This window comes from Streptomyces sp. NPDC079020 (genome assembly GCF_044542225.1).
Classification (GTDB): domain Bacteria; phylum Actinomycetota; class Actinomycetes; order Streptomycetales; family Streptomycetaceae; genus Streptomyces.
Window position 1 is genome coordinate 23,385 of the sequence record NZ_JBITUB010000012.1, and the last position, 24,384, is coordinate 47,768.

Annotated in this window: 23 protein-coding genes and 7 pseudogenes; 12 read left to right on the top strand and 18 right to left on the bottom strand. The window is 70.2% G+C overall.

The window, feature by feature from the left end:
• The first annotated feature begins 216 nt into the window (after positions 1-216).
• On the top strand, positions 217-837 hold the full coding sequence (locus tag ACIGJO_RS24310) for a PadR family transcriptional regulator (protein ID WP_399961322.1): 621 nt from the start codon (positions 217-219) through the stop codon (positions 835-837).
• Positions 838-1,009: 172 nt separating this feature from the next.
• On the opposite strand, the gene ACIGJO_RS24315 is transcribed toward ACIGJO_RS24310, so the two are convergent.
• Positions 1,010-1,441: an SRPBCC family protein gene (locus ACIGJO_RS24315; RefSeq protein WP_399961324.1), complete on the bottom strand. Its 432-nt coding sequence runs from the start codon at positions 1,439-1,441 to the stop codon at positions 1,010-1,012.
• A gap of 79 nt (positions 1,442-1,520) precedes the next feature.
• Positions 1,521-1,715 carry a hypothetical protein gene (locus ACIGJO_RS24320; RefSeq protein WP_399961326.1) on the bottom strand — a complete coding sequence of 65 codons (195 nt, stop codon included), beginning with the start codon at positions 1,713-1,715 and terminating at the stop codon, positions 1,521-1,523.
• Between the two features lie 265 nt (positions 1,716-1,980).
• On the opposite strand from ACIGJO_RS24320, the gene ACIGJO_RS24325 reads away from it, so the two are divergent.
• Together ACIGJO_RS24325 and ACIGJO_RS24330 are read left to right on the top strand one after the other, a co-directional pair.
• On the top strand, positions 1,981-2,523 hold the full coding sequence (locus ACIGJO_RS24325) for a Clp protease N-terminal domain-containing protein (RefSeq protein ID WP_399961328.1): 543 nt from the start codon (positions 1,981-1,983) through the stop codon (positions 2,521-2,523).
• Between the two features lie 87 nt (positions 2,524-2,610).
• Positions 2,611-3,627 (top strand): EamA family transporter, encoded by a 1,017-nt coding sequence (locus tag ACIGJO_RS24330; RefSeq protein WP_399961330.1) that lies wholly within the window; start codon positions 2,611-2,613, stop codon positions 3,625-3,627.
• A 66-nt stretch (positions 3,628-3,693) separates the two neighbouring features.
• Here the strand turns inward: ACIGJO_RS24330 and ACIGJO_RS24335 are convergent, their stop codons facing one another.
• Positions 3,694-4,389 (bottom strand): pyridoxamine 5'-phosphate oxidase family protein, encoded by a 696-nt coding sequence (locus tag ACIGJO_RS24335; RefSeq protein ID WP_399961332.1) that lies wholly within the window; start codon positions 4,387-4,389, stop codon positions 3,694-3,696.
• Positions 4,390-4,427: 38 nt separating this feature from the next.
• On the opposite strand from ACIGJO_RS24335, the gene ACIGJO_RS24340 reads away from it, so the two are divergent.
• The gene (locus ACIGJO_RS24340; RefSeq protein ID WP_399961335.1) at positions 4,428-5,759 is read left to right on the top strand and encodes an aminotransferase class I/II-fold pyridoxal phosphate-dependent enzyme; all 1,332 of its coding nucleotides are present in this window, start codon (positions 4,428-4,430) and stop codon (positions 5,757-5,759) included.
• A gap of 100 nt (positions 5,760-5,859) precedes the next feature.
• Here ACIGJO_RS24340 and ACIGJO_RS24345 read toward each other — a convergent pair whose 3' ends face one another.
• Positions 5,860-6,903, bottom strand: coding sequence for a DMT family transporter (locus ACIGJO_RS24345; protein ID WP_399961337.1), 1,044 nt, complete (start codon positions 6,901-6,903; stop codon positions 5,860-5,862).
• A gap of 74 nt (positions 6,904-6,977) precedes the next feature.
• On the opposite strand from ACIGJO_RS24345, the gene ACIGJO_RS24350 reads away from it, so the two are divergent.
• The gene (locus tag ACIGJO_RS24350; RefSeq protein WP_399961339.1) at positions 6,978-7,901 is read left to right on the top strand and encodes a LysR family transcriptional regulator; all 924 of its coding nucleotides are present in this window, start codon (positions 6,978-6,980) and stop codon (positions 7,899-7,901) included.
• Here the strand turns inward: ACIGJO_RS24350 and ACIGJO_RS24355 are convergent.
• A complete protein-coding gene (locus tag ACIGJO_RS24355) occupies positions 7,894-8,364 on the bottom strand; it encodes a pyridoxamine 5'-phosphate oxidase family protein (protein WP_399961341.1) in 471 nt (156 codons plus the stop codon). The genes ACIGJO_RS24350 and ACIGJO_RS24355 overlap by 8 nt on opposite strands.
• 149 nt (positions 8,365-8,513) lie before the next feature.
• Here ACIGJO_RS24355 and ACIGJO_RS24360 point away from each other — a divergent pair, with 149 nt between their 5' ends.
• Together ACIGJO_RS24360 and ACIGJO_RS24365 are read left to right on the top strand one after the other, a co-directional pair.
• A complete protein-coding gene (locus ACIGJO_RS24360; RefSeq protein ID WP_399961343.1) occupies positions 8,514-9,179 on the top strand; it encodes a cysteine hydrolase in 666 nt (221 codons plus the stop codon).
• Positions 9,180-9,661: 482 nt separating this feature from the next.
• The gene (locus ACIGJO_RS24365; RefSeq protein WP_399961345.1) at positions 9,662-9,985 is read left to right on the top strand and encodes a hypothetical protein; all 324 of its coding nucleotides are present in this window, start codon (positions 9,662-9,664) and stop codon (positions 9,983-9,985) included.
• Here ACIGJO_RS24365 and ACIGJO_RS24370 read toward each other — a convergent pair.
• Positions 9,901-10,569, bottom strand: a pseudogene (locus ACIGJO_RS24370) (transposase); the annotation flags it as partial. The gene ACIGJO_RS24365 and the pseudogene ACIGJO_RS24370 overlap by 85 nt on opposite strands.
• Positions 10,570-10,690: 121 nt before the next feature.
• A pseudogene (locus ACIGJO_RS24375) lies at positions 10,691-10,909 on the bottom strand (transposase); the annotation flags it as partial.
• 154 nt (positions 10,910-11,063) lie between these two features.
• On the opposite strand from ACIGJO_RS24375, the gene ACIGJO_RS24380 reads away from it, so the two are divergent.
• Both ACIGJO_RS24380 and ACIGJO_RS24385 read left to right on the top strand, forming a co-directional pair.
• Positions 11,064-11,603: a winged helix-turn-helix domain-containing protein gene (locus ACIGJO_RS24380; RefSeq protein WP_399961347.1), complete on the top strand. Its 540-nt coding sequence runs from the start codon at positions 11,064-11,066 to the stop codon at positions 11,601-11,603.
• Positions 11,600-12,131: pseudogene (locus ACIGJO_RS24385) on the top strand (transposase). Before ACIGJO_RS24380 ends, ACIGJO_RS24385 begins: the two are co-directional and overlap by 4 nt.
• Before the next feature lie 19 nt (positions 12,132-12,150).
• On the opposite strand, the gene ACIGJO_RS24390 reads toward ACIGJO_RS24385, so the two are convergent.
• From ACIGJO_RS24390 to ACIGJO_RS24430, 9 genes and pseudogenes are all read right to left on the bottom strand, one after another.
• Positions 12,151-12,678: an AAA family ATPase gene (locus ACIGJO_RS24390; protein WP_399961349.1), complete on the bottom strand. Its 528-nt coding sequence runs from the start codon at positions 12,676-12,678 to the stop codon at positions 12,151-12,153.
• A 110-nt stretch (positions 12,679-12,788) separates the two neighbouring features.
• Positions 12,789-12,959, bottom strand: coding sequence for a hypothetical protein (locus ACIGJO_RS24395; RefSeq protein ID WP_399961351.1), 171 nt, complete (start codon positions 12,957-12,959; stop codon positions 12,789-12,791).
• A gap of 60 nt (positions 12,960-13,019) precedes the next feature.
• Positions 13,020-13,971: pseudogene (locus tag ACIGJO_RS24400) on the bottom strand (UvrD-helicase domain-containing protein); the annotation flags it as partial.
• Between the two features lie 630 nt (positions 13,972-14,601).
• Positions 14,602-15,363, bottom strand: coding sequence for a DEAD/DEAH box helicase (locus ACIGJO_RS24405; protein ID WP_399961353.1), 762 nt, complete (start codon positions 15,361-15,363; stop codon positions 14,602-14,604).
• Between the two features lie 519 nt (positions 15,364-15,882).
• On the bottom strand, positions 15,883-16,170 hold the full coding sequence (locus ACIGJO_RS24410) for an AAA family ATPase (RefSeq protein WP_399961356.1): 288 nt from the start codon (positions 16,168-16,170) through the stop codon (positions 15,883-15,885).
• Position 16,171: 1 nt separating this feature from the next.
• Positions 16,172-16,858: an AAA family ATPase gene (locus tag ACIGJO_RS24415; RefSeq protein ID WP_399961727.1), complete on the bottom strand. Its 687-nt coding sequence runs from the start codon at positions 16,856-16,858 to the stop codon at positions 16,172-16,174.
• Between the two features lie 326 nt (positions 16,859-17,184).
• Complete coding sequence (locus tag ACIGJO_RS24420) at positions 17,185-21,051, bottom strand: AAA domain-containing protein (protein WP_399961359.1); 3,867 nt, start codon at positions 21,049-21,051, stop codon at positions 17,185-17,187.
• Positions 21,048-21,482 carry a hypothetical protein gene (locus tag ACIGJO_RS24425; RefSeq protein ID WP_399961361.1) on the bottom strand — a complete coding sequence of 145 codons (435 nt, stop codon included), beginning with the start codon at positions 21,480-21,482 and terminating at the stop codon, positions 21,048-21,050. The genes ACIGJO_RS24420 and ACIGJO_RS24425 overlap by 4 nt, the downstream gene beginning before the upstream one ends.
• 124 nt (positions 21,483-21,606) lie before the next feature.
• A pseudogene (locus tag ACIGJO_RS24430) lies at positions 21,607-21,726 on the bottom strand (ATP-binding protein); the annotation flags it as partial.
• 139 nt (positions 21,727-21,865) lie between these two features.
• Here ACIGJO_RS24430 and ACIGJO_RS24435 point away from each other — a divergent pair.
• Positions 21,866-22,180: pseudogene (locus ACIGJO_RS24435) on the top strand (helix-turn-helix domain-containing protein); the annotation flags it as partial.
• Here ACIGJO_RS24435 and ACIGJO_RS24440 read toward each other — a convergent pair.
• Together ACIGJO_RS24440 and ACIGJO_RS24445 are read right to left on the bottom strand one after the other, a co-directional pair.
• The gene (locus ACIGJO_RS24440) at positions 22,162-22,551 is read right to left on the bottom strand and encodes a hypothetical protein (RefSeq protein WP_399961363.1); all 390 of its coding nucleotides are present in this window, start codon (positions 22,549-22,551) and stop codon (positions 22,162-22,164) included. The pseudogene ACIGJO_RS24435 and the gene ACIGJO_RS24440 overlap by 19 nt on opposite strands.
• Before the next feature lie 215 nt (positions 22,552-22,766).
• Entirely contained in the window at positions 22,767-23,183 is a 417-nt protein-coding gene (locus ACIGJO_RS24445) for a hypothetical protein (protein ID WP_399961365.1), read from the bottom strand.
• A 198-nt stretch (positions 23,184-23,381) separates the two neighbouring features.
• On the opposite strand from ACIGJO_RS24445, the gene ACIGJO_RS24450 reads away from it, so the two are divergent.
• Positions 23,382-23,684: a hypothetical protein gene (locus tag ACIGJO_RS24450; protein WP_399961367.1), complete on the top strand. Its 303-nt coding sequence runs from the start codon at positions 23,382-23,384 to the stop codon at positions 23,682-23,684.
• A 246-nt stretch (positions 23,685-23,930) separates the two neighbouring features.
• A pseudogene (locus ACIGJO_RS24455) lies at positions 23,931-24,107 on the top strand (AAA family ATPase); the annotation flags it as partial.
• Positions 24,108-24,384: the final 277 nt, after the last annotated feature.

Consider the following 24,384-nt stretch of genomic DNA (forward strand, 5'->3'; position numbering starts at 1 on the left):
CAAGGCGACGATCAAGACGGTCAGCCTGCGCCGGCACAGATAGCCATGTGGTCACCCTTCACTGGCACAAACCAGCTTTGGCCAACTCTCCCTGGCAATCGATCAACGACCGCTGCCACAGGTCAACCGGAGCGGGGTGGCAGATGTTTGCCAGGCGATAGCTTCCGATATATCGTTGACGCATCGCGACAGATCAACGATGGAAGGAGCGTAGCGATGCGTTCACATGGATACGAGCATGAGCACGGACATGGGCACTGCGGGCCCGGTCATCAGGGTCGGGGCGACTTCGAGGGGCGGCGGGCGGCCTTCGGGCAGTTCGGGCCGCCGTTCGGCGGCGGTCCCTTCGGCGGTGGCCCCTTCGGGGGCGGACGCGGCCGGGGTGGCGGCAGGGGCCGGGCGAGGCGCGGTGACGTACGCGCGTCGATCCTGGCCCTGCTGAAGGACCGGCCGATGCACGGGTACGAGATGATCCAGGAGATCGGCGAGCGCAGCGGCGGGGCCTGGCGGCCCAGCCCGGGTTCGGTCTACCCGACCCTCCAGTTGCTGGAGGACGAGGGTCTGATCGTCAGCGCGAGCGAGGGCGGCAAGAAGCTGTTCACGCTCACCGATTCCGGGCGCGGTGAGGCCGAAACCGGCCCCGAAGCGCCGTGGGAGGAGGCCGGGCGCGGCGTCGACTGGGAGAGCGTGAACGAGATCCGGCAGGCCGGCTTCGGCCTGATGGAGGCGTTCGGGCAGGTCTGGAAGACCGGTTCGGCCGACCAGCGGCAGAAGGCGCTGTCCGTCATCAACGACGCCCGCAAGAAGCTCTATCTGATCCTTGCCGACGAGCACTGAGGCCGGCGGTCATCGCCCTCGGCGAGCTGAGAGGTGTCCCGTACGAAGGGCCCCGCGGCCGGTCCGCGAGGCCCTTCCGGCTGCCGCGGCCGATGCTTCGGCGAGTCGGCGAGTCGGCGAGTCGGCGAGTCGCTGGGTTGAGGGGTGCGGGCGTGGCGGTGGGCCGCGGGGCCTACGCCGTGACGAGGTCGCCGAGTTTGCGCAGCGACTCGTGCAGTGCCGCCGTCGCCGAGTCCTTGAGCTTGCCCGCCATCAGTGAGACCGCGGCCCCGGTGAACTCGCCGTCGATGCGCATCGTGGTGGCGTTCCCGTCCGCGGTCAGGGAGTAGCGCATGGACAGGTTGACGCCCATCGGGCCCTTGCCCGTGGTGGTCAGCAGCCGGCCGGACTCCAGTGCGGCCACCGTCCAGGTCACCTCGGCGGGGAAGCCCATGAGCTTCATGTTCTCCTCGTAGGTGGCCGCGAGTTCCAGTACGGCGGGGCCGCCCTTGGGGAAGCTGGTGTGGGTGGCGTTCCACTCGCCGTACGTGGTGAAGTCCGTGAGCTGTGCCCAGACCTTTTCGGCGGGTGCTTCGATACGCGCCTCGGCGCTGACTTCGGCCATGCGGTCACCCCTGGATCGTCGGGTTGCGGTGTCGCGGAACGTAGCGGCAGTGGCGGGAACATTCAATACTGATGAACTGTCAGATCTGTTGGGTCTGCCGGTTCCGCCAGATGGCCGCCGAGTCGAACCGGTCCGAAGCGCGCGGATGCGGGCCCTCGTCGTGGCAGTGGAACGCGGCCCAGAAGATGTCGGCGGGCAGCGCGTCGTCCGGTGCGTACACCCGGTACACGTACTCCAGTCCGTCCACTGCCGGCAGAGCGACCATCCAGAACACCTCCGACGTACTCCTTCCGGATGCTGTGAACTTGCTGTTGCGTGAGGGACGTACGGGAAGGGCCCCCCGGTTGCCCGGGGCGCGCGGGTCGGCGCTGCTCCGGTTCCGCGGACCGGGAGTGCGCCCCTTTCGGATCGGTTGCGCGCAGTGGGACATCTCATCCGCAAGGATGAGGGCCTGATCCGGTGTGCCCAACTTGGGTGGGATGTCTAAATGGGCCCCTCCGGGGATGCTCCCGCACTCCGGTACTGATGGGGTAAGAGGTGTGCAAAACCGGACGCCGCGGATACCCGAACAGCCCGCACCGAACCGTGCCGACCTCGACGCCAGATTCTCCGTGGAACTGGCCTCGGTGGTGACCGGCGCGCGCAGACGGGCCCTGCGCGACGGTGACCATCAGATCGACACGGCCCATCTCCTGCACTCCCTCATCGAGTCGGACCCCGCGGTCCGTGACGCCTTCGACGGAGGGCCGCGGCTGGCCAAGGTGCTCGGCTACCTCGTCCAGCGCAGCATCGGTTACGGGCTCCGCTGGCAGGGCTCGGTCGAGGACTCCGGCGCGGTCCCGATGGTCCGGGACACGCCGGCGGAGGGCTGGTCGCCCTCGGCCGTGACCGCCATGGAGGAGGCCGGGCGGCGCGCCGCGCAACGCGGTGAGCCTCTGCCAGGCGGCCTCGACCTCCTCGCCGCCCTGGCCGCCGACAAGGAGTGCCGTGCCGTGGAGGTGCTGGCCCGCGCGGGCGTGGACGCCGCCTGGCTGGCGGACCGCACCGCGGAGCTGACCGCCGAGTCGTCACCGCAGGGGTGAGCCGGGATGTCCCGACGGGTGTGAACCCGACGTCCCGACAGGTGTGACAGGGGTGACGGTGCTGATCGCAGCTGTCATGATGTGCCGATGCACGCGTCTCAGGGGAGAAGCGCCGGCCTGGGACTGGCCCTCGTCTCGGCTTTCGCTTTCGGTGGTTCAGGGGTGGCGGCCAAGCCGCTGATCGAGGCGGGTCTCGATCCGCTGCACGTGGTCTGGCTGCGCGTGGCGGGCGCCGCGCTCATCATGCTGCCGGTCGCCTGGCGGCACCGGAACCTGGTGCGTGAACGTCCCGCGCTGCTGGCCGGGTTCGGGCTGTTCGCCGTCGCCGGTGTGCAGGCCTTCTACTTCGCAGCGATCTCCCGTATCCCCGTCGGTGTGGCGCTCCTGGTCGAATACCTGGCTCCCGCGCTGGTGCTCGGCTGGGTCCGTTTCGTACGGCGCAGGCCGGTCACCCGGGCCGCCGCGCTCGGTGTGGTCCTCGCGGTCGGCGGGCTGGCCTGTGTCGTCGAGGTGTGGTCCGGGCTCAGCTTCGATGCCGTGGGGCTGCTGCTCGCGCTCGGTGCGGCCTGCTGCCAGGTCGGCTACTTCGTCCTGTCGGACCCGAGCGGTAAGGACTCCGGGGGTAGTGGCGAGGAGGGCGCCCCGGCCCCGGATCCGGTCGGGGTCATCTCGTACGGGCTGCTGACCGGTGCCGCCGTCCTCACCGTGGTCGCCCGGCCCTGGGGCATGGACTGGGCGATTCTCGGCCGGAGCGCCGCGATGAACGGCAACTCCGTTCCCGCCTGGCTGCTGCTCGGCTGGATCGTGCTGCTCGCCACCGTGTTCGCCTATGTCACCGGGGTGATCTCGGTGCGGCTGCTCTCCCCCCAGGTGGCGGGCGTCGTCGCCTGCCTGGAGGCGGTCATCGCGACCGTCCTCGCCTGGGTGCTGCTCGGTGAGCATCTCTCCGCGCCGCAGCTCATCGGCGGCTCCGTCGTCCTGCTCGGCGCGTTCATCGCGCAGTCCTCGGCTCCGAAGCCACCCTCGGGGCCGGTGGCCTCGGGAGCGGTCCCGCGTGGCGTCGCGGCCGGGGAGGAGCTGCCGGTGGAGCGCATGTCGCCGTAGCGCGCCGCTCGCGCGGGCGGGGCGCCGGTGCGCCCCGGGGCGCGTCCGGTGTGTCGGTGCGGCCCGTCAGTGTGCGGACAGGTAGTCCGGTACCGCGACGGCCGGGTCGAGGTCGTCCGCCGGGACCGGTGCGCCGTACCCGCGGGTGAGCGGGACGACGCCCGCCCAGTGGGGCAGCCCGACATCGGCCGGTTCGTCGTTGGGACCGCCGGTGCGGATCTTCGCCGAGACCTCGTCCAGATCGAGCCGGATCACCGCCGTCGCGGCCAGTTCCTTGGCGTCGGCGGGCCGCGCGTCGGAGGACCTGCCCGGGACGGCCTGTTCGACGATGGCGTCCAGCGCGAGGCGCCGCTCCTCGGGGTCGGTCACCGTGACCGCCACCCCGTGCACCACCACGGAGCGGTAGTTCACCGAGTGGTGGAAGGCGGACCGGGCCAGCACCAGCGCGTCGACATGGGTGACGGTGAGGCAGACCGGCAGGCCCGGGTCCGACGCGTCGGCCGCCCGCAGCGGCCGGGAGCCGGTCGAGCCGTGGATGTAGAGACGTTCGCCGACCCGCCCGAACAGGGTCGGCAGTACGACCGGCGCCCCGTCGCGTACGAAGCCCAGGTGGCAGAGGTACGCCGCGTCGAGTATCGAGTGGACCAGATCCCGGTCGTAGGAGGCGCGGCCCCTGCTCCGGGTGGGAAGAGTGCGCTCGGTGGGCGTATAGGGGGCGACGGGGTCCGGCCCCGTACTGTCGGGCGTCAGAGTGTCCGGCATGGCGTGCGTCTCCATTGCACTAGTGCATAATGGGATTTGTGCTAGGAGAGTATCGGATCAGTGGGCGGCGTGCATCGGAAATCGCCGCGAGTGTGGAGCGTGGGGTCGGCTCGGGTGACCTCGCGCCCGGCCAGGTGCTGCCCCCCATGAGGGAGCTGGCGGCGACGCTGGAGGTGAACCCGAACACCGTTGCGGCCGCCTACCGGACGCTGCGCGAGCGTGGGGTGATCGAGACGGCGGGGCGCCGGGGGAGCCGGGTGCGGGCCCGCCCCGCCAGTACGGCGCGGGGCTCGCTGCGGATCGAGGCGCCGCCCGGTGTCACGGACCTGGGTGAGGGCAACCCCGACACGGCCTTGTTGCCGGATCTCGGGGACGCGTTCGCCGCGGCCGTGACCGCCCACGCGCGGCGGCCCGGTCTGTACGGGGAGGCGCCGGTGGTCGCGGAGTTCGCCGCGTTCGCGCGGGGGGCGATGGACGCCGACGGGGTACCGGCGGGGCCCCTGGCCGTCACCTCCGGGGCCCTGGACGCGATCGAACGGGTGCTGTCCGCGCATCTGCGGGCGGGCGACACGGTCGCGGTCGAGGACCCGGGGTGGGGGAGCCTGCTCGATCTCGTGCCGGCACTCGGGATGCGCGCGGTCCCGGTGGGCGTCGACGACGAGGGGCCGCTGCCCGCGGACGTGGAACGCGCCCTGCGGGCGGGTGCCCGCGCGCTCATCGTCACCGACCGGGCGCAGAACCCGATGGGGGCAGCGCTGACCGCCCAGCGCGCCCGCGAGCTGCGCGCCGTACTCGCCCGCCACCGGGGGGTCCTGCTGATCGAGGACGACCACGGGCACGCCATCGTCGAACAGCCGCTGCACCCGCTCGCCGGTGTCACCGACCACTGGGCCTTCGTGCGGTCCACGGCGAAGGCGTACGGGCCGGATCTGCGGGTCGCCGTGCTCACCGGAGACACGGTGACGGTCGACCGGGTGGTGGGGCGGCTCGGGCTGGGACCCGGCTGGGTCAGCAGGCTGCTCCAGCGGGCCGTCCTGCACCTGTGGACCTCGGGCGCCGTCGACCAGGCGGCGGTCGCCAGGTCGTACGCGGAACGGCGCGGCGCGCTCGTGAAGGCGCTGGAGGCGCGGGGCGTGGTGGCGCACGGCCGCAGCGGGATGAACGTGTGGGTGCCGGTGAGCGACGAGACCGGGGCTGTGACCCGGCTGCTGGGCGCGGGGTGGGCGGTGGCTCCGGGGGCGCGGTTCAGGATGGCCGCACCGCAGGGAGTGCGGCTCACCGTGTCGGCACTGTCCGCCGCGGACATCGAGCCGCTGGCGGACGCGGTGGCGGAGGCGGCCGGGCCTGCGCGGCCGATCAGCTACGGGTGAGGAGAGCGGCCTGCCGGGCGTACGGGCCGCCGGACCGCCCGGATGCGGCCCGGCGGTCCGGGGCGGGTGGAGCGGCCGGTCATGGGCGGCGCGCGGCCGGTCACGGTCGGTGCGCCGGCGGGGGAGCGGCCGGTACGGTCCGGCTCTGGGTGAGGAACGCCCCGGCGAGGACGATCACCGCGCCCGCCGGAGTGTTCCAGCTCAACTGCTCGCCGAGCAGGGCGACCCCGGCCGCCGTGGCGATGACCGGGATGAAGTACGTGACCATCTGGGCGGTCGTCGGGCCGATTTCCTCCACCAGGCCGTACTGGAGCAGCACCGCGAGGCCCGTCCCCAGCGCCCCCAGCGCGACGACGGCGAGTGTCGGCAGAAGGGGGAAGGCGTCCGGCGCGGAGGTGAACAGAGGCGTCACCAGGGCCAGTTGCAGCGTGCCGAGGAAGAGCTGACTGCCGGTCAGCGCCAGCGTGGAGGAACCCGTCCCGGCCAGCGTCCGGCGGACGTAGATCCAGCCGATGGGGTAGCTGAGGGAGGCCAGCAGCGCCATCGCCGTACCGCTGAGGTCCAGCCCGGAGAATCCCTGCCAGGCGCCGAGCACGGTCAGGACGCCGAGGAAGCCGAGGCCGAGGCCCGCGACACGGCGGCGGGTGGGCCGGTCCTCGGACAGCGCGACGATGGAGAGCGCCATGCCCCACAGCGGAGAGGTCGCGTTGCAGATTCCGGCGAGCGTGGACGGAATGGTCGTCTCGGCGTAGGCGAAGAGCGAGAACGGCAGGGCGTTGAGGAAGAAGGCGGCGACGGTGAGATGCCCCCAGGTCCGCGCCGAGCGCGGCACCCGCTCGCGGCGCACCGCCATGGCGACGGCGAGCACCGCCGTGCCGGACAGCAGACGGCCGAAGGTGACCTGGAACGGGGCGAAGGCGTCGGTCCCCACCTTGATGAGCAGGAAGCTGAAGCCCCAGATGAGCGAGAGTGCCCCGAACCGGATCCGCCAGTCCGCCGCCGGCCGCCGGGGGAGAGCGGGCGACGGTGCGGGTGGGGGCGGGGGCGCGGTCGGAGGTGCGGTCGGAGGTGCGGACACCGGGGCGCCGGTGCGCGGTGCCCGGGGCGTGGCCGATCGGGCCGCCGGTTCGGAGGGGGCGCTCATGAGGGCAACGATGACGAAATCAACCACGTAGGACAAGTGAGAATTACTGGTGCTGTTCCCGTAGCATCGCTTACATGTTGAACCTGGAGCGCCTTCGTACGCTGGACGCCCTCGCGCGGCACGGCTCGGTGAGCGGGGCGGCCGGTGGCCTGCATGTCACCACCTCGGCGGTCTCCCAGCAGATGGCCAAGCTGGAACGCGAGGTGGGGCAGCAGCTCCTCGCCAGGAACGGCCGCGGCGTCCGGCTCACCGACGCGGGGCGGCTGCTCGCGGATCACGCCGCGCGGATTCTGTCCCAGGTGGAGCTGGCCCAGTCCGACATCGAGGCCCAGCGGGGCGAGGTGGTGGGTGAGGTCGAGATCGCCGCCTTCCCGACCGCGGCGCGCGGACTGTTTCCCGCGGCGCTGGGCTTCCTGCGTACGGACCATCCCGAACTGAAGGTCCGTACGCGGGAACTGGAGCCCGAGCAGGGCGTTCTGGCGGTGCTGCGCGGCGATGTCGACCTGGCCGTCGTACTCGAATGGAGCAACAAGCGGCTGCCCGTGCCCGGAGGTCTGACCCGGTCCGAACTCCTCGACGACGCACCGGACATCGCCATGCCCGCGGCCCACCCGCTCGCGGACCGTACGGAGGTGGCCCTGGCCGACTTCGCCGAGGACGAATGGGTGTCCTGGCCTGCGGGCGAATTCTGTTACGAGTGGCTGATGTTCACCCTGCGGTCCGAAGGCATCGAGCCACGCATCTCCCATCTGGCAGGAGAGCATCACACCCAACTCGCCCTGGTGGCAGCGGGTTTCGGTGTCTGTGTGGCGCCGCGCCTGGGACGCGGGCCGGTGCCTGACGGCGTGCGGCTGGTACCCGTGCGACAGACGATGCGCCGGCATGTCCACGCGATGTGGCGGACCGACGCCGACCGGCGCCCCTCCGTCAGGGCGGCGGTCGAGGCGCTGCGCGGCGCGGGCCGCGCGGTGGCGGCTGCCGGGGCGGACCTCAGGTGAGACCGGCCAGCTTGCGGAAGTCCCAGGATGTGACCGTTTCCGGGGTGAGTCGCAGCCAGGCGTGCCGCCCGTCGTGCGGCATGGTCTCCATCCCGAAGTACTTCGGCGGGAACAGCCGTTCCGGCACCTCCAGTTCGGCGTGGGGCTCGCCGGTCCGCGGCGCCTCGCCGATGAACTCCGCCTCGCCGGACAGCTCCACGCCGCGCAGATCCCCGTACTCCACGCCGTCGTCGACCACCACGGCGATCCTCGGGTCCTGACGCAGCTGGGCCCAGCGCAGACTGCGGGTGAGGGAGTACAGCCAGAGCGAGGTGCCGTCCCAGACGAACCAGAGGGCGCCGATGTGCGGCCGCCCGTCCGCGCCGAGGGTGGCGACCCGGCAGGTGCGCTGTCCGGTCAGATAGGCGTCCCGTTCGCCGTCCGTCATCATGATCCGGCGGCCTCTTCGCTGAGTGTCGGCCATGGAGTGCCCCTCCCGATGTCTGACTATGTGTCAGGAATCATGGTTGCTCTTCCCTCGTCGCGCAATGGCCGTTAGCCTCGCGCGCCCGGTCCGTCCGCGGAAGTCCGTGCCCTTCGCGGGGCCGGGCGACAGCCAGGAGGAGAGGCACTGTGCCGTCCAAGGAATCACCGGAGCGGCTCGCCGCTCTGCTCGACCCCGCCACCACCGTGCTGCTGACCGTCGAGTGCCAGCAGGGAGTGGTGGGCCATGACAGCGCCCTGCCCGAACTCGCCCACGCGGCCCGGTCCTCCGGGGCCCTCGGCAATGTGGCCCGGCTGGTCGACGCGGCCCATGAAGCCGGGGTCCAGGTGGTGCACGCGGTCGCCGAACGCCGCCCCGACGGCCGCGGCGCGAGCCACAACGCCCGGCTCTTCCGGGCCGCCGCCCGGCTGCCGGTCCAGCAGCACACCGGCAGTACGGCGGTACGGGTCGCCGAGCCCATCGACGTGGCCGACGAGGACCTCGTCGTACGGCGGCTGCACGGTCTGTCCCCGCTCGCCGGTACCGAAGTGGACGCCCTGCTCCGCAACATGGGCTGCCGGACACTGGTCGTCACCGGGGTGTCGGCCAATGTCGCCGTTCCCAATGCCGTCTTCGACGCCGTGAACCTCGGCTACACGGCGGTCGTCCCGTCGGACGCCATCGCCGGAGTACCCGTGGAGTACACCTCCGCGATGATCCGCAACACCCTCGCGCTGGTCGCCACCGTCGTCACCGCCGACGACACGATCGCCTGCTGGAAGAGCGGGCGGCGGAGTGCGGCCGCGCCGCTGTGAGCGCACCCGTGTGAGCGCGCCGAGGGCCCCTCCGCCCTGATCGGCGTCAGCCGTTCCGGAGCGCGATGACGACCGGCGGCGTGAGGCGGGCGTCGTGCGGAAGCGCCGGTACGCGCATGGCCCGGGGGGCACGGGGAGGGTCCCGCATCGGGTCGCTGCGCTCCCGCGGGGTGAGTCCGGCCAGTCGGTTCTGGCACCCCCCGTACGTGATGCTTCTGGTCTCCGGTCATCCGCACCTGTCCGGGGGAGCGGCCCATGGGCGGACCGTTCCGCGCGAGGGCCGCTGCCGCATCGGCGGTCGAGGCCAGTCGCCATCAGGGGTGAGGAATCCGATGCACGACCGCTCCGGTGCGACAGTGCCGGCTCCGGAGGGCGGCGGTACACTGCAGTTCTGGAAATGGGCGGAACGGAAGTGGTTTCGCAGAGTCGATGGAACGGCCTTTGGTTTTGCGGCCTGACAGTTTTACATGAGGGGCGCATCCGTGGAGTTCGCTTTTATTATTTCCGCCGTCATCGTCGTGGGCAGTACTGCCTATATCGTTCATCTTTTTCGCCGCGACCATAAGATTCGGTCGCAGGGGCGGGATATTCGGGTCCGGGTGGAGGACGTTCGTCTTGTCAGCACGAATGACAGCGGGGCCGCCACCATAAAATTCCGGCTTTCGTGGCACGAGGACGGTGTCATCAGGTATGCGGAGGGCAGGGATACTATTTCTGCCTTTCATTCGTCGAAGGTGCAGAAAGGATGTGAGGTCGACATCAAGTACCTGGACGATGGCCATATTCTTTTTGATTTCGACAAGTAGATCTTGGCAGCGGCAGCCTCTTGCCTGCGTGTATGCGACCTTCGGCGACCATCGGCGTCTTTCAGGATTGTGCTGAGCTGTACGCCGATTCTCTCCACAGGCTCCCCAGCACCTTTGGTCCTCCCCGGAGGGAGGCGGAGCCGGCTGACGTACTGCGAGGTGTACGACGCGGTACGCATCGGCGTACTGGATGCGGGCTTCGTCCATGACCATCGTGAACAGCATTGGACGGTGAGGCGGCGGTAGCCGAACAGCCAGGAGATCGACCGCTCGATCTTCCAGCGGTGTAGGCCGAGCCGTTCGCCCGATTCGATCCCTGGGCGGGCGATCCGCGGGATGACTCCTCGCTCGCGCAGCCGGGCGAGATGGTCGGCGGAGAAGTGCGCCTTGTCCGCACGGAGTTTGACAGGCCGACGGCGACGCGGGCCGCGTCGGGAACGGATGGCGGGTATGCCGCGGATCAACGGCTTGAGTGCCTGGCTGCCGTGCCTGCTCGCGACGGACACCGCGACCACGATCGGGATGCCCTGGGCTTCGGACAGCGCATGCAGTTTGCTGCCCCTCATGCCGCGATCGACCGGATTCGGGCCGGTCGGCGAGCCCCCCTTCTTTGGCCCGCACGGATGCGGGCTCGACGATGGCCGAGGCCCAGTCCAACTCTCCGTGCGCGCCGAGCTCGTCCAGGATCGCGCGGTGCAACCGACGCCACAGGCCGGTCCTGGTCCGTGCGGTCAACCGGCGATGTGCTGTCGCGGGCGACCCCCCGAACGTCAGGGGCAGGTGCCGCCAGGCGCATCCGCTGGTCAGTAAATACACGACCGTGGTGAACACCGCCCGCTCATCACACGCAGCGGTCCCGTCACCCTGCGGACGGGGGGTTGAACGACGGCGGCAACGGAGCGACCAGTTCCCACAGCCCGTCAGGAATCAGCCGCTGCGACAGATCGGCACCCACAAGCGCCCGCGATGCCGCACGACATCATCGCCACGTGAGACATCCTCTCATTGTGTTACTGAGATTGAACTCGTGAAGTCATAGGGGCTGACGGTTGGTGCCTGCCTGCGGTATCACCGGAGGATGAGGTGTCCACAGAGCGGCGGGCTGACCGCTGAACGACAGTGCAAGCGCGAGGAGTTGCGGCTCCAGGCGGCTGAGGGGTTTGCCCGGGGCGAGGGCAGTTCAGCGATCGCCAGGGATCTGCGGGTCAGTGTCCGGTCGGTGCAGCGATGGCGTCAGGCTTGGGCCGAGGGCGGCCCCCGATCCCTGCGGTCGCAGGGGCCCGCATCGCTGCCGCGACTGAGCGAGAAGCAGTTCGCTCAGCTGGAGGCGGAGCTGGCAAAGAGGCCGGCCGCGCACGGCTGGGAGGACCAACGCTGGACTCTGAGCCGTGTGAAGACGGTGATCGGACGGCGCTTCCACCTCACTTGCACGACCCAGGGCGTACGCAAGCTGCTGGTGCGCAACGGCTGGTCCTGCCAGGTTCCGGCCCGTCGTGCCATGGAGCGGGACGACAACGCGGTGGCCGGGTGGGTCAAGGAGGTGTGGCCCCGCGCGGAAGACTGGCGGCGGCCCGTGGGGCCTGGCTTGTCTTCGAGGACGAAGCCGGGTTCTCCATGACGCCGTCGCACGCCAAGACCTGGTCCCAGCGCGGCCGGACCCCGGTGGTGCGAGTCCGCGGCCGCTCCCGCAGACGTATATCGATCGCCGCTCTGACCTGCTACAAACCCGGGCACCGGTCCCGGCCGATCTACCGGCCGCGACGGGACGACGGCCGGCGTGACGGGCGCAAGAGCTTCTCCTGGCACGACTACCGGGACCTTCTGATCGCAGCCCACCAACAGCCCGGCGGCGACGATCGTCCTCATCCGGGACAACCTCAACGTCCACAAAGCCGCAGGACTACGGGAGTTCGCCGACTCCCGTGACTGGCTGACCATCCACTACCTGCCGCCCTGCGCCCCCGACCTCAACCCCGTCGAAGGCATCTGGTCCCTGCTACGTCGCGGCTGGCTCTCCAACGTCGCCTTCTCCACGCCAGAGCACCTCATCCGCACCGTCGGAAGCGGCCTACGGCACATCCAGTACCACAGCAACCTCATTGACGGCTGCCTCACCGAAACCGGCCTGACCGTCACATCCGCATGACGACACCACGAGTTAAACCTCAGTAGCCGCTGTAAGGGGCCTGCTGAGTCGGAGCGCTGGGGAACGGATCGAACGCGGACAGCTCGTCGGCGGTCGGCGGTTGGAAGTAGTGGAGCGCCGTATCGAGCACGGAATCCGTAATGAGATACGTGCCTGGCGGGAGATCCGCGTTGCGCTTGGCGAGACGAGCACGCAGCTCGTCCATCGGCAGGTCGAGAAAGCACAGCACTACCCGCGTGCCCAGCGCCTGCGCCTCGCTCCGGTACTGATCGCGCTCTCCCTGGGCGTACAGCCCCCAGTCGAGCACCACATTCCCGCCGGTTTCCAGAATCCGCAGGGCGGTACGCCACTGCAACCGCTCCACCGGTGCGCGCGTGGCGTCCAGTTCCTCGTCGGAGTAGGCCGGAAACAGCTCGAACAGCCATTCGTCAGCGGTCAGTCGAAGAGCTGACCATTCCCTGTTCCAGACGATTGGCCAACGTCGTCTTGCCGGAACCAGGGAGACCGCAGATGAGGAACAGGATAGGCACGACCGGCAGATTAGCATCGGCGTTTTGCCGGTAGCGACAGGCAGCCGGGCCGTCCGTAGGCGACGGCGGGTGTGCTCCGGAGGCAGCGGCAGTGAAAGCCCCCGGGCCCGGCTGCGGGGGACATCCCTCAACCGATCGGCGGCCGCACCGGACCCACGCCGAACTCCTCGATGGTCGCCGCGATTTGGCGCAGATCTGCCTCCGGGATCCTCAGTCCGTCCGCTGCCGGCAGATCGTCGAGCTGGCCCGGCCTGCGGGCGCCGACGATGGCCCCTGTGATGCCCGGCCAGGCCAGCACTCAGGCGATGGCCATGGCCGGCACCGGTACTCCGTGCGCCGCGGCGATCGACCGTACGGGGATGCCATGCAGTCCGAGCGTGTGACCGACCTCGGCCGCCATCTGGTTCGTCGGCACACAGATCGCGATCCTTTCGTGCGGGATGCTCAGTTCCGGGTTGTTGTCCCACGCCTTGATCAGGGCTGCGATGCCTTCGCGCTCCTGGGCCCAGTCCGGGAACGAGTGCCCAGCCGGGGGCCTACCGCTGAGCACGGACCGGTAGCCCGCCAGCGTCTCCTCGCTGCCGTCGAGGTCGTCGTGCTCTGTCTCGCCCAGCACGTCGAGGGCCGAGCGCAGGATCTGACGTGTGGTGCGGTAGCTCAGGCTCAGTTTCGAGGACCGGCCGCGAATGTTGATTCCCAGGCTTCCCAGCGTCACCTGATTCTTATAGATGCGCTGATGGGTGTCGCCGACGAGGAAGAGATCGTCGGCTTCGTGAGGGGGCCATCGCGCGCAGCATCTTCCAATGCGCGGGGCGTAGATCCTGCGCCTCGTCCACGACGATGTGCCGGTACCGGTAGCGGAGCCGTCCCCCCGAACCGCCCTGGAGATGGATGTTGTCGAGCCCTCCCGCCTCCTCCCGCTGACGCGCGATGGAGAGGATGCACTGCTCCCGCCCGATCTCCAGCCGCGCGGTCCGTTCCGCCACCTGGTCCCAGGTCTGCCGTCCGAGGCGGTCGAGCCGCTGTGTGGAGCGCTCGGAGAGCTGCCAGATCTCGGTTCGCTCGCCCCGGGTGATGCTTCGGCCGCGCCCTGCGCGACGGGCACGGGAGTAGTCGGCACGATTGGCGACGGCCTGACCGAGGATCACCTGGGTCCATTCGTCGTGCAGGAACTCCGGGTCCCAGCCGTCCTCGCCCAACTCGTCGAGGAGCGCACGCCACTCACGCACGGCCTGACTGTCGTCCATGGTCTGCTTGCTGCTGCCGGGTTCGGCCTCGCGCACCGTGCGCAGCGCCAGCTGATCGACAAGAGCAGTGTCTTGCGCTCCTCGGGAACGAGCGCGATGTCGCCTCCGGTGAACAGCTGCATGACCGTCGCCGATGCGAGAGCCGCCCGCGCGGTGCCCAGAAAGCGGATGCTGTTGTCGGTGTGGCAGGCCGGGCAGCGGTCGTCCTTCACGGCCCGGTCGGCCGTCTTCTTGTCGAGCAGGGCCAGCGTGAACCAGGCGTCGATCAGTTCGGTGGAGTCCGAGGACTTCGGCAGCTGGTAGGTGCCCTGACCGTCGTCCAGCACCATCACGGACAGGGGATCGACTCCGCCGTTTGTCCCGGCCCACGGCAGCCCGCCAGATCCGGTCCTGTGCCATGACCAGCCGCTGTGGGTCGGTCTCGGGGGACAGGGCTGCCCAGCCGGAGCGTCCGCAGTTGCGGCAGTACACGGCGGGCAGGTGTACCTCGGCCGGGCGGACGGCCGTGTCCGCGCCGGGAAGCGGCTGGGGACGGTTCGCCGACGGCCAGTCTCCCGAGGAACCGTCAGGATCCTTGTCGGCGAGGGGAGCGGCGTTGAGCGCGGCGCGGCGGGCGGCGGTGCGGTCGTCCTCGTACCAGCGGAACTCCGGGGACGGTCCCACGCCGCGCAGTACGCGGGTGACCGGCCGGACCTACAGGTGGGCATCGATGTGCAGGACCGGCCGAGGCCCGCGTTCGTCGGAGTCGGGGTCGCGTGCCGCCGCCGTGATGACTTCTTGAGGCATCAGCGGTTCCGGAAGCTCGTAGTCGACGGCGCCGGTGAACCCCTCGGCCGACATCCGCTCCTCCCCGACGACCGCGTCGGCCGGGGACGGCATCTCGAACACCCGCGCGGCGACGTCCAGAGTTCCGTCGGCGTCCTTGCCCGCCGTGCCCTCGCCGAGGGTGGCCGATGTCGCCACCGGGCAGATGGACCCGAGCGGTCGGCTGGGACGGGACGCTCCGGTCGCGGCGGCCAGGCGGCGCAGCAGCATGGCCACGTCGGTGCCCTGGGCCCCGTCGTAGGTGTGGAACTCGTCGAGCACGACGTACGCGAGGTCGGCGCCCTCCCACAGCGACCGGTGCTCTCCGCGCTGGAGGAGCAGGTCGGGCATCTTGTAGTTAGTGAACAGCACGTCGGGCGGGGTGACGCGCATCTCCTCGCGCCGGGTCATGACCCGGCGGAAGTCTGTGTCCGGCCGGTCGCCGATGTAGAGGCCGGCCGTGACCTGCGCGAGCTCGGGCCGGCTCAGGTAGTCGCCGATGCGCCCCGCCTGGTCGGTGGCGAGCGCGTTCATCGGGTGCAGCAGGACCGCCTTGATGCCACAGTGGCCCTGGGCCCGCAGGCGGCGGCAGTGGTCGAGAACCGGGATGAGGAACGATTCGGTCTTGCCGGAGCCGGTACCGGTGGTCACGAGTGTAGGCCGGGCGGGACCACGCAGGGTTTCACGAGATGCTCCTTGGCCTTCTCCAATTCGGCCAGGTCGCGTCGGCAGTCCGCCTCACGCATCTGCCAGTTCGGCCTTACCTTCGGAAAGGCGTCGGGGAACAGCATGAGCCACGCTTCGATCTCATAGGCGGCGAGGGCGAGTGCGGCAGGTGTGCCCTGAACACGCCGTGCATCTCCTCGCTGATCCGGCGGCGGAGCTCTTCGTAACTTCGTTGGCGACCGCGTCGAGATCGGCGTGTATGACGATTCCGGCGAGCTCTGCCGTGTCGGCGAGAGCCTCTGCGTACTTCTTTATCTCCCGGAGGCGGGGCGAGAGCTTCGACTGAGCGCGAGCCAGGCGAATGGGCTTCTTCATCATCCGCACCTCAGGACACCGTCCCGGGTGCAGGGCGGGAATCAGGTGCTTCAGGACGTTGCGGTCGTAGTCGCCTTCTCCCCGCCACGACGATGACCGAGCGTCGACGGGACGGTGCACTTTTGGGGCTCACAGGCCACCGCCCAGAGCGCCCGAGTGCCACAGGTCCCCCATGGGTTCGTACTCGGACTTCTCCACGATCCGCTGGATGTCCTTGGGGCGGCGTGCGGGGATGACGGACGCACCGCTGTCGCGCCGCTCGCGGACGACGAGCTCCTCGGGCTCCAGGTCGTTCAGAACGACGAGGGAATGCGTGGTCACCAGGAACTGGCTGCGGGTGCTGGCCTCGCGGAGTCGGCCGACGAGCAGACTCAAGGCATGCGAATGGATGCCTTGGTCGATCTCCTCGACGCTCACGTCAGGAGCGGTGGCTCCGGATCTCTCTCCCAGGCATCTCCGTGGTCCTGGAGGCCCTTGAGGAAGCCGGAGAGGTTGGAGGCGTCGTTCGCGAGGTGGCGGTAGCCCAGTTCGCTGATCCCCAGGGTTTCCGGGCGGCGCGTACATCGGGGTCGAAGACCCGGATCTGTCTGTGAGGTGGTGAGTCAACGCGTCCAATGGCAGCCGTGGAGGGGTCGGAGGCCGGAAGCCCCATCGGGTGGTGCAGACCGGATGCAATGCGCTCGACGCGGTCGCTCCAGGGAGAGTGGCTGGCGGTCAACCGGTCGCTTGCCAGTCCGACCGAGGTCGTCGTCCCTGCCGCTGGATGCTGGGTGAACCGTTCCTGGCGGAAGAAGACTCTTCTGCCGCGCCCCGGGGAATCCGGGCGCTTCCGACAGGACACGCTCAGCTCGAAGCGGTCGGGCTCCTCCTCCGAAGAGAACTCCGACCAGATTCCCTGTACTCCGACCGGGATACGGGACACCGGTCGGCGCCCGCCCGGAAGGCCAGTACCGTCGAAGCCGCCCCGTTCGTCGAGCGCGGGCTCGATCCCCTGCCGAGCCACATCACCCAGGAACTCCAGGGCGTGAAGGACGTTGGACTTGCCAGCCGCATTGGGTCCCACCATGACGGTAAGGGGACCCAGCGGCAGCTTCGTGTCGGTCAGCGCGCGGAAGTTCCGGAGTCAGTCCGAGTAGCCGGTGGTTCAAGCCTTGTGCCCAATCAGGGAGCGGCCGGGCGCGGCAGGGCCGGTTCGACAGGGGCGAGCCACGGCAGACGCATTGTCATGCGTGCCTGCCACGCGGGTCGTTCGGTGCGACAGGCACCGGCAACGCCACGGCCTGGCTCCGTGTCGGCAACGTCCAGCACATGACGTTCGTCGTGCGGAGCCTGCGGGGCTGACCGACCTGCTCCTCCGCGGGTCGCTGTTTCCTGCCGCTCCCTGCCGACTCCTGTCGATGCCTGCCGATCCCTCTCGACCTCTGCCGGCGCTCAGGCGAACAGCGGTTCCAGCGCTGCCCCGCCGGCCAGGATCCGCCATGCGGGCACCCGGACCGTACGGTCCACCGCCCCCGACTTCGCCCCCGCGCCGCCGGACGGGAGCCCCGTCAGCAGGTCGCCGCGCGCGTGCGTCAGCCGCAGGTGCCGCGCCGGATCCTGATCGGGCCGGGGGCCGGGGTCGATCAGCACCGCCGTGTTCGCCCCGTCCACGGTGAAGAGCAGGTCCACGGTGTGTCCGCCGACCACCGCGGCGCGCTCCAGGTCGGTGATGCCGCGGGCTCCCAGGTACTCCTGGAGCCGGTCGGCCAGCTCCTCACGGAACCCGGAGGCCGCCGCGGCCCCGACGGTCGTGTCCGGGGTGGCGTATGCCCCGCCGCGCAGCGGCGTCGACCGTTCCGCGAGGAGTGCCGGTAGTCCCGACTGCCCCTGCCAGAAGGCGTGACCGCCCACGGTGATCAGCTGCGACTTGGCCCGGGTGACCGCCACGTTCCAGAGGTTGACCTGGCTCGCCACCCAGTGCGTCGTCGGTGGCGGGGTGTTGCCGGCCGCCACCGGGCTCAGCACCATGACGTCCCGCTGCCCGCCCTGGAAGGCGTGGACCGTGCCCACGCGGACCCGCTCGTCGTCCGCCCAGACACGGGCCAGTACCTCCTTCTGGGCCCGGAACGGAGTCACCACCCCGACCGTCGCGTACTCGGGCAGGCGCAGCAGCAGCTCGTCCACTGTCTCCCGCACCCGTTCCGCCTCCGCCGCGTTGCGCCAGGACCGGCCGCCGCCGCCCCGCGCGGACTCGCCGTGCGGTACGTCCACCCAGCCCAGTACCGGCGCCGGGTCGGCCGTGCCGAACGGGTCGGCCGCCGGCACCTGCTTCCGGACGTCGGTCAGGACCTGCAACTGCCCCGCGTAGCAGTAGCCGTTGACGACGTCCGCGATTGCCGGATGGCAGCGGTAGTGCTCGTCCAGCAGCAGTGCTTCCTCACCGTGCTGCGCGGCCGAGTGGTACGAGGCGTACACGTGGTAGGCGAGCCGATGGTCCTCCAGCAGCGCCGCGCTCAGCCCGGTCCGTACTCGTGCCTGCCGCTCCTGCTGCGGTGTGATGCCGGGAATGTGCCCGAGCTGCATGGGATCGCCGATGATCAGCGCCCGCTCGGCACGGAACAGCAGGGGAAGCACCGCCGGGATCGAGCACTGGCTCGCCTCGTCGATCACCACGAGGTCGAAGAGTTTCGGGACGAGTTCCAGCTGGCGTACCGAGTGGGTGCTGATGGCCCACCCCTTGAGGTGGGTCATCAGGTTCCGCTGGCTCTTCTGGAAGCCCGAGCGTCGGCGCAGCGCCTGGAGCCGCTGCCCCATGAGCGAGCGCCCCCGGCTCATGGCCTCGGCCGCCAGGGCGCGGGCGAGCTCACCGGATGTCTCCGACAGCCCCGCGGCGCTCTCCAGCCGTACCCGCTTCAGCTCGTCCTCGTCGCGGCTGAGCAGCTCCGGTACGAGCTCCCGCAGGGCACTCTCCACCGCCACGGCGTCCGCCACGGCGACGAGAAGCTCGGGCGGCACAGGCCGTGCCGAGGCCCACGACGGCCATGGTCCGACTGGATCCACACCGGCCGCGGCGACGAACGCGGACAGCGCTCGCCCTCTCCGCCGGCGGCCGAGCGTGAACCAACCGGCTGCGGCGGTCTTCCGCGCCCGCTCCTCCCAACGGGAGAGCATGGCCACCTCGCTCTCCGCCCAGGCTTCCTCCAGCAGCTCCACCGGCAGTGTCAGCTCGTCCGTGCGGCGGGACCGCTCCCGCAACAGTTCCAGCAGGCGCATCTCGTCACCCACCAGCCGCGCCGCTTGCGCCTGTTGCGCGGCAGACCGGGCGTGCCGGTTGCGCAGATCGCCGGCCACCGTCGCCGCACCGCGGCCCGGGAGATCCACGGGCCGTTCGAGCAGCGTTTCCAGTTTCGCGGCCTCGCGTTCCAACGCGTCGGCGTTCCCCGTCCGCATCAGCAGCCCGGGAGAGATCGCGTCACAGCGCTCGGCCACCACGTCCACGGCCTCGTTGTTCGTGGACGCGACGAGCACGGTCTGTCCGGCGGCGACAGCGGTCGCGACGACAGCGGTCACGACCTCGCTCTTCCCTGTACCGGGCGGCCCGGTGGCGACGGTCAGTGGCCGGGTCATCGCTGACCGGATCACCTGCTCCTGGCTCTCGTTGCAGGGCCCCGGGGCGACGACGGCCGGCGCCACGCCGCTCGCGTCCCCGCCGCCACCGACCGTCAGGAGTGCGTCCAGAGCAGTGCCGGAAATCTGCGCAGTGCGGGTCGACATCTGGAGCAGGTTGTCGACGAGGGCCTCGGTCGCGATCCGCTCCAGACCCGAGGGTGCGAGGAGGACCGCGGCGTTGTGCGCACCGGGCCGCAGCGAGTCCATCACGGACCGCTCGCTGAGCGCCGACAGATCGAAGGGCTCCAGCTCCGGGACGTCCAGCAGCGTCAGGAGTTCCCGCACGGCCCGCACCATCTGCGCGCTGTTGCCCTCCTGCCAGGTCGGCTGCCAGCGGGCGAGGAGGTCGGCGGCGGCGTCGTCCTCCAGAAGTTCCGTGATCAGCTTCGTATGCAGGGACGGCACCCCGCTCGGGCGCAGCCGGTCGCGGCCGTCCTCGTCGGGGGCGAGCTCCATCGACTGGATCAACAACGGCGCGATCTGCACGGCGGCACGGCGGCGGCCGCTGCCGCCGCGCTCGGGGAGCGTCACAGCGGGATAGCCGTACCAGTACTCCTGCAGCCCGGCGTTGTCGGACTGGGCACGCGTGTTCTTCGGCTTCGGCAACTGCGAGGGGGCCGGGAGGTCGTGCCCGAGCCCGGACTGGATCGTCTCCGATCCCTTTCCCAGCAGGAAGTAGGCGGAGCCCCGCCCGCTGTCCCGGTCGGGCAGCATGCCCGACGCCTCCTGCGCGCCCAGGCAGTGCGCGTAGTAGCGCAGCAGCTGCTGCCGGTCGATGCCGTCGCGGGCGTCGAGCCCGGCGAGTTCCCGGGCCTTGAGCAGCGCGGGGGAGGCCTGGGCCGCCTGGGCGGCGTCGCTGGGCGGGGCGGGGAGGTGCACGGACCGGGCCACGGAACGGGCCAGGGGCAGGGAGTGTGTCGCCCGGAAGGTGGACTTGGTCGGCCGCTGCTCCTCGGGCACGCCGTTGCGCACCATCTGCGTCGTCAGGTACTCGAACAGGTCGTCCGGAGTGATCCAGCCGCTGTCCTTGATCAGCCCGGCGCGCAGGCCTTCCACGATCTCACCGGTGAACCGGGACGTGCCGAGGGAGGACCCGGTCGGCGCCATCGCCGAGGCGGCCTGGAGGGCGTCGGAGGCGGTGATGAAGTACACGCCGGTCGGCCGCAGGAGGGTGCTCGGCGCGGGCCGGGTGTCGCTGCCCGCCGCGCCCTTGGCGGTCCACCCCTGGACGACCGAACCGCTGGAGCAGCAGTCCAGCAGCACGACCTTCGAGGACGCCCGGCAGGACTGGAGCATCCGCTCCAGGAACTCGGCGGGCACCGCGGTGCCGGGCAGGTCGTCCGGGTCGGCGTCCCGGGTGAGGAAGTACAGCTGGTTGTCGGCCTCGCAGAACTCGCCGTGGCCGCTGAAGTAGAGAAGCGCGGTCTCGTTGGACTGCCGCTCCTCCAGGAACGTCTCGATCGCGTGCAGCATCTCGGCGCGGGTCGGCTCGGCGACCATCGCGCAGTCGTTGTACATGCCGATCTCGGTGCTCTCCAGCACCGAGCGCATGTAGTGCAGGTCGGCTCGGACGGCGGGGAGGTCGTGGTAGCCCTCGCTGTCGTACGTGGATACGCCGATGAGCATGGCGTACCGGTCGTTGTCACTCACGCGTCGGTCGGCCCGTCCGTGTCGCCGTCCTCCGCGTCGCCGTTCCCCGGACGACGGTCCCCCGTGCCACCGGCGAGGAACCGCTCGATCCGCTCCTCGTCGGCCTGCGCCTCCTTGCCGGAGATACGGAGAGTCGCACCGTCGGGCCGGGTGACGACGACGGTCCGCTGCGGGACACGCGCCAGCCAGAGCTGGACACCGGCCGCGACCAGGGAACCACCGCTGAACACCAGCCCGATCAGGTCGGTGACGGGCCCACCCTTGTCGGTGCTGTCCTGGGCTTCCCGCGCGCGGGGGACGTCGAGAGCGGCCTCCGGATCGGTGCAGACGATTGCGGCGAGCAGCTCGCGTGCCTCGCGCCGGGCGCGCAGCGGGTCCTCGTCGACGATGGAGATGCGGTAGCCGGCCGGGCCCGCGTGGATGGCGCTCACGTTCTCGTTCCCCCTTGGTTCCCCGTGCGGTGTACACACGGACCGACGAGGCTACGGCGGAGGAGGGGCGGTAGACCCTGGACTATCCGAAACCTGCTGGTCAATTGGCGCGAAACGCGCAGCAGTGGGACACGAGCCGCCGGGCGAGACGGGCGCCCCGGGGCGAGGAGGTGAAGCGCATTGAGAACTCGTAGGTCTCGGCGGGTGCTTGCGCGGGGGAGGTTTCGCTGTTCACGGGGTACACGCTTCCGCCGTGCCCGTACCGTTGACAGAGACAGAGCGCTTACGGGCGGTAGCGGTAGGCGACCGGTGCGCGGGTGTAGGCGGTGCGGTGCGTGACGGCGGACGCGGAGCGGCGTTCGCCGGTGGAGGTGACGCCGGGCATGAGCGAAACGACGCAGTCGGCTGAAGAGGACCCCGGCCACGGCCCCGAGCCGGAGGCGGGGTCAGGGATGCTCCGGGTCTTCGGCCGCCAGCTCAAACGCTTCCGGCTGCGGGCCGGCCTGGAACGCCGGGACTTCGGGGAACGGTTGGGCTACTCCGTCTCCACGATCGCCGCGTATGAACAGGGGTGGCGGGGCCCGCCCCCACGGTTCATCGACCAGGCGGATGAGCTGCTGGACGCGGGCGGTGTCCTGACGGAGATGAAGGAGGAGGTGGCACGGGCGCAGTTGCCAGTTCAGGGTGAGCCAGCGGCATGGCCCGGTACTGGCTCGCGGGTCGCCCTCCTACACCAAAGTGCGGTGCAGCAGCCCCTGCTTGTGGACGGCGCCAGCCCCTCGGCGAGAGTCGCTCCGAGTGAGGCCGTGAGCAGGGAGGGGAGCGGGCCGTGGCTCGCCACCTGCCGACTCAGGTCGAGTCCCTCGATGTACTCGGTGGCCAGCCACGGCCGGTCCGCGTCCGGATCGGCGTCCAGGAGAGCGGCGATCCGGGCGCCCCAGATCTTCTTGAGGATCTCCACTTCCTGGGCGAAGCGCTGCCGCGTCTCCGAATCCACCACGGAGGGCTTGATCACCTTCACCGCGGCGGGCTCACCGCCCGGGGACTCGCCCAGGTACACCTGTCCCATACCGCCGTGGCCGATACGGCCGAGCAGCTCGTAGCCGCCCAGCTCGGTGGGATCGTGCGGACTGCGTGGTGCGATGTGTACGAGCTGCCGTCCACTCGGACGCGGGAACGACGCCCACAGGACGGATGTCTTCGGGGGACACCGTCACGGTATCCACCCGGAGGGGGGTTTCGTACCCGCCGGGAGGAAGCGACCACGGGTGGGGGGCGGTCGTGTCAGCCGAGGTCGCGCTTACGCTCCTCCGGACACCGGAGTCCGACTTCCTCCTCCAGCGCAAGGAGGCGGTTCAACAGAGTGCGTGTCGTCGCTGTGTCCCGGACAGCCATGGAGGTGGCCTCCAAAGCGTCCAGCTGCGCCGGGATGTCCGAGAGAGCCTCAGCCGCGAGCAGTTCGCTCAGACGGTCAGCGATGTTCCGGCCGGCGTCCGAGGCCTCGTCGATCACGTCGTCACAAGTGTCGAGTTCCGAGAGCACGCGCTCGGGCGTGCGTACCGCCGCCAGCACCATGGCCGCCTTGTCGCCGTGGAACCGGCCAACCGGCTGTGCCAGTTGCGAGGTGGTGATCGTGACCGCGGCGGCCAACTCGTCCGGGTGCCGCGCTCCGGTCGTGCCATGGGGTGTTCTGCTTCCCACCGTTCCCCCCTCGCCGTGACGGTGCTCTCCCCGTAGATCGTGGACGGTCGTCGCAGGCCGGGGCAATCCACGGCCGGAAAGCAGGGGTCGCGGCCCCGTCCTTGGCGCCGACTTCCTCGAAGAGGTCTGGTCGGGCCCCAGCCGCACGTGGTTCGTCAGGGGAGCTCACCCAGCCGGACCCGACCTCGTCCAGCGGGTATGGCTTCCCGAAGGCCGGGTGACCCTCGGCGGTCTCCGACTGAGGCCGGGCGTCGTCCAGTCAGCAAGGAGCAACTCCGTACCTTCGTCGAGGAGGACTACGAGTCGGCCGCGACCTTCGACGAGAAGGCGCGGCTCGTCGAAGAACTGCACGCCTTCATGTCCCGGATGCGACCAGGGGACACACTGTGCACCGTCTCCGACGGCCGACTCCACATCGGCGAGATCACCGGAAGCGTCGTACAGAGAGTCGCCGAGGACGGCAGCAGCAATCTGCGGCGTCCCGTGGAGTGGGGCAGATAAGGCTTCCCGCTGGAGAAACTGCCCGAGGAACTCCGCCAGCGACTGTCGCTGAAACACGACGTGGTCGACCTGACCACCTCCAAGACCATCATCGACGGTCTGGGTGTCAGGGACGAGGAACTGGTGGAGGAGGCCCGGGACAGCGCGGGAGAATCCGGAGCCGAGCCCCTGGCCGTCACGGTCCGCCGCGAGGTGGAGCTGCCCGAGCCCACCGAGGAACTGCGCGAAAAGCTCCACGTGCACCACGTGGAGTGGCTGCGGGAGATCAGGAGTCTTCTCGCCGACGAGAGACAGCTGATCTTCTACGGCCCTCCGGGCACCGGGAAGACCTTCCTCGCGCAGGAGCTCGCCGAGTACCTCGGCGGCGGACGTGAACAGGTGAAGCTGGTGCAGTTCCACCCCTCGTACGCGTACGAGGACTTCTTCGAAGGCTTCCGACCTCGTGACGCCGACTTCCGGATCGGACCGTCCTGCCTGATGAAGCCGGGAGTCTTCCGGGACGGGGCCTGGAACGGACCTGGCGGACCAAGATCCTTCCGCTCCTGGAGGAGCACCACTACGGCGACACCGTGGACATCGGGCGCCGCTACGGGCTGGTGGCGCTGCGCAAGGCGGTGGCGCGGCGATCCGGGCAAGAGGGGACCGGCGAGGAGGCGGACCCGGAGTGACGGCCACCGGCCGCCCGTTCCCGGGCCGCGTC

Excerpts from the sequence above, each read along its gene's own strand:
- ACIGJO_RS24310 (WP_399961322.1), top strand. The coding sequence starts at position 217 with ATGCGTTCACATGGATACGAGCATGAGCACGGACATGGGCACTGCGGG.
- ACIGJO_RS24315 (WP_399961324.1), bottom strand. The coding sequence starts at position 1,441 with ATGGCCGAAGTCAGCGCCGAGGCGCGTATCGAAGCACCCGCCGAAAAG.
- ACIGJO_RS24330 (WP_399961330.1), top strand. The coding sequence starts at position 2,611 with ATGCACGCGTCTCAGGGGAGAAGCGCCGGCCTGGGACTGGCCCTCGTC.
- ACIGJO_RS24335 (WP_399961332.1), bottom strand. The coding sequence starts at position 4,389 with ATGCCGGACACTCTGACGCCCGACAGTACGGGGCCGGACCCCGTCGCC.
- ACIGJO_RS24345 (WP_399961337.1), bottom strand. The coding sequence starts at position 6,903 with ATGAGCGCCCCCTCCGAACCGGCGGCCCGATCGGCCACGCCCCGGGCA.
- ACIGJO_RS24350 (WP_399961339.1), top strand. The coding sequence starts at position 6,978 with ATGTTGAACCTGGAGCGCCTTCGTACGCTGGACGCCCTCGCGCGGCAC.
- ACIGJO_RS24355 (WP_399961341.1), bottom strand. The coding sequence starts at position 8,364 with ATGGCCGACACTCAGCGAAGAGGCCGCCGGATCATGATGACGGACGGC.
- ACIGJO_RS24380 (WP_399961347.1), top strand. The coding sequence starts at position 11,064 with ATGAGGTGTCCACAGAGCGGCGGGCTGACCGCTGAACGACAGTGCAAG.
- ACIGJO_RS24390 (WP_399961349.1), bottom strand. The coding sequence starts at position 12,678 with ATGCTAATCTGCCGGTCGTGCCTATCCTGTTCCTCATCTGCGGTCTCC.
- ACIGJO_RS24440 (WP_399961363.1), bottom strand. The coding sequence starts at position 22,551 with ATGGGACAGGTGTACCTGGGCGAGTCCCCGGGCGGTGAGCCCGCCGCG.
- ACIGJO_RS24450 (WP_399961367.1), top strand. The coding sequence starts at position 23,382 with ATGGCTTCCCGAAGGCCGGGTGACCCTCGGCGGTCTCCGACTGAGGCC.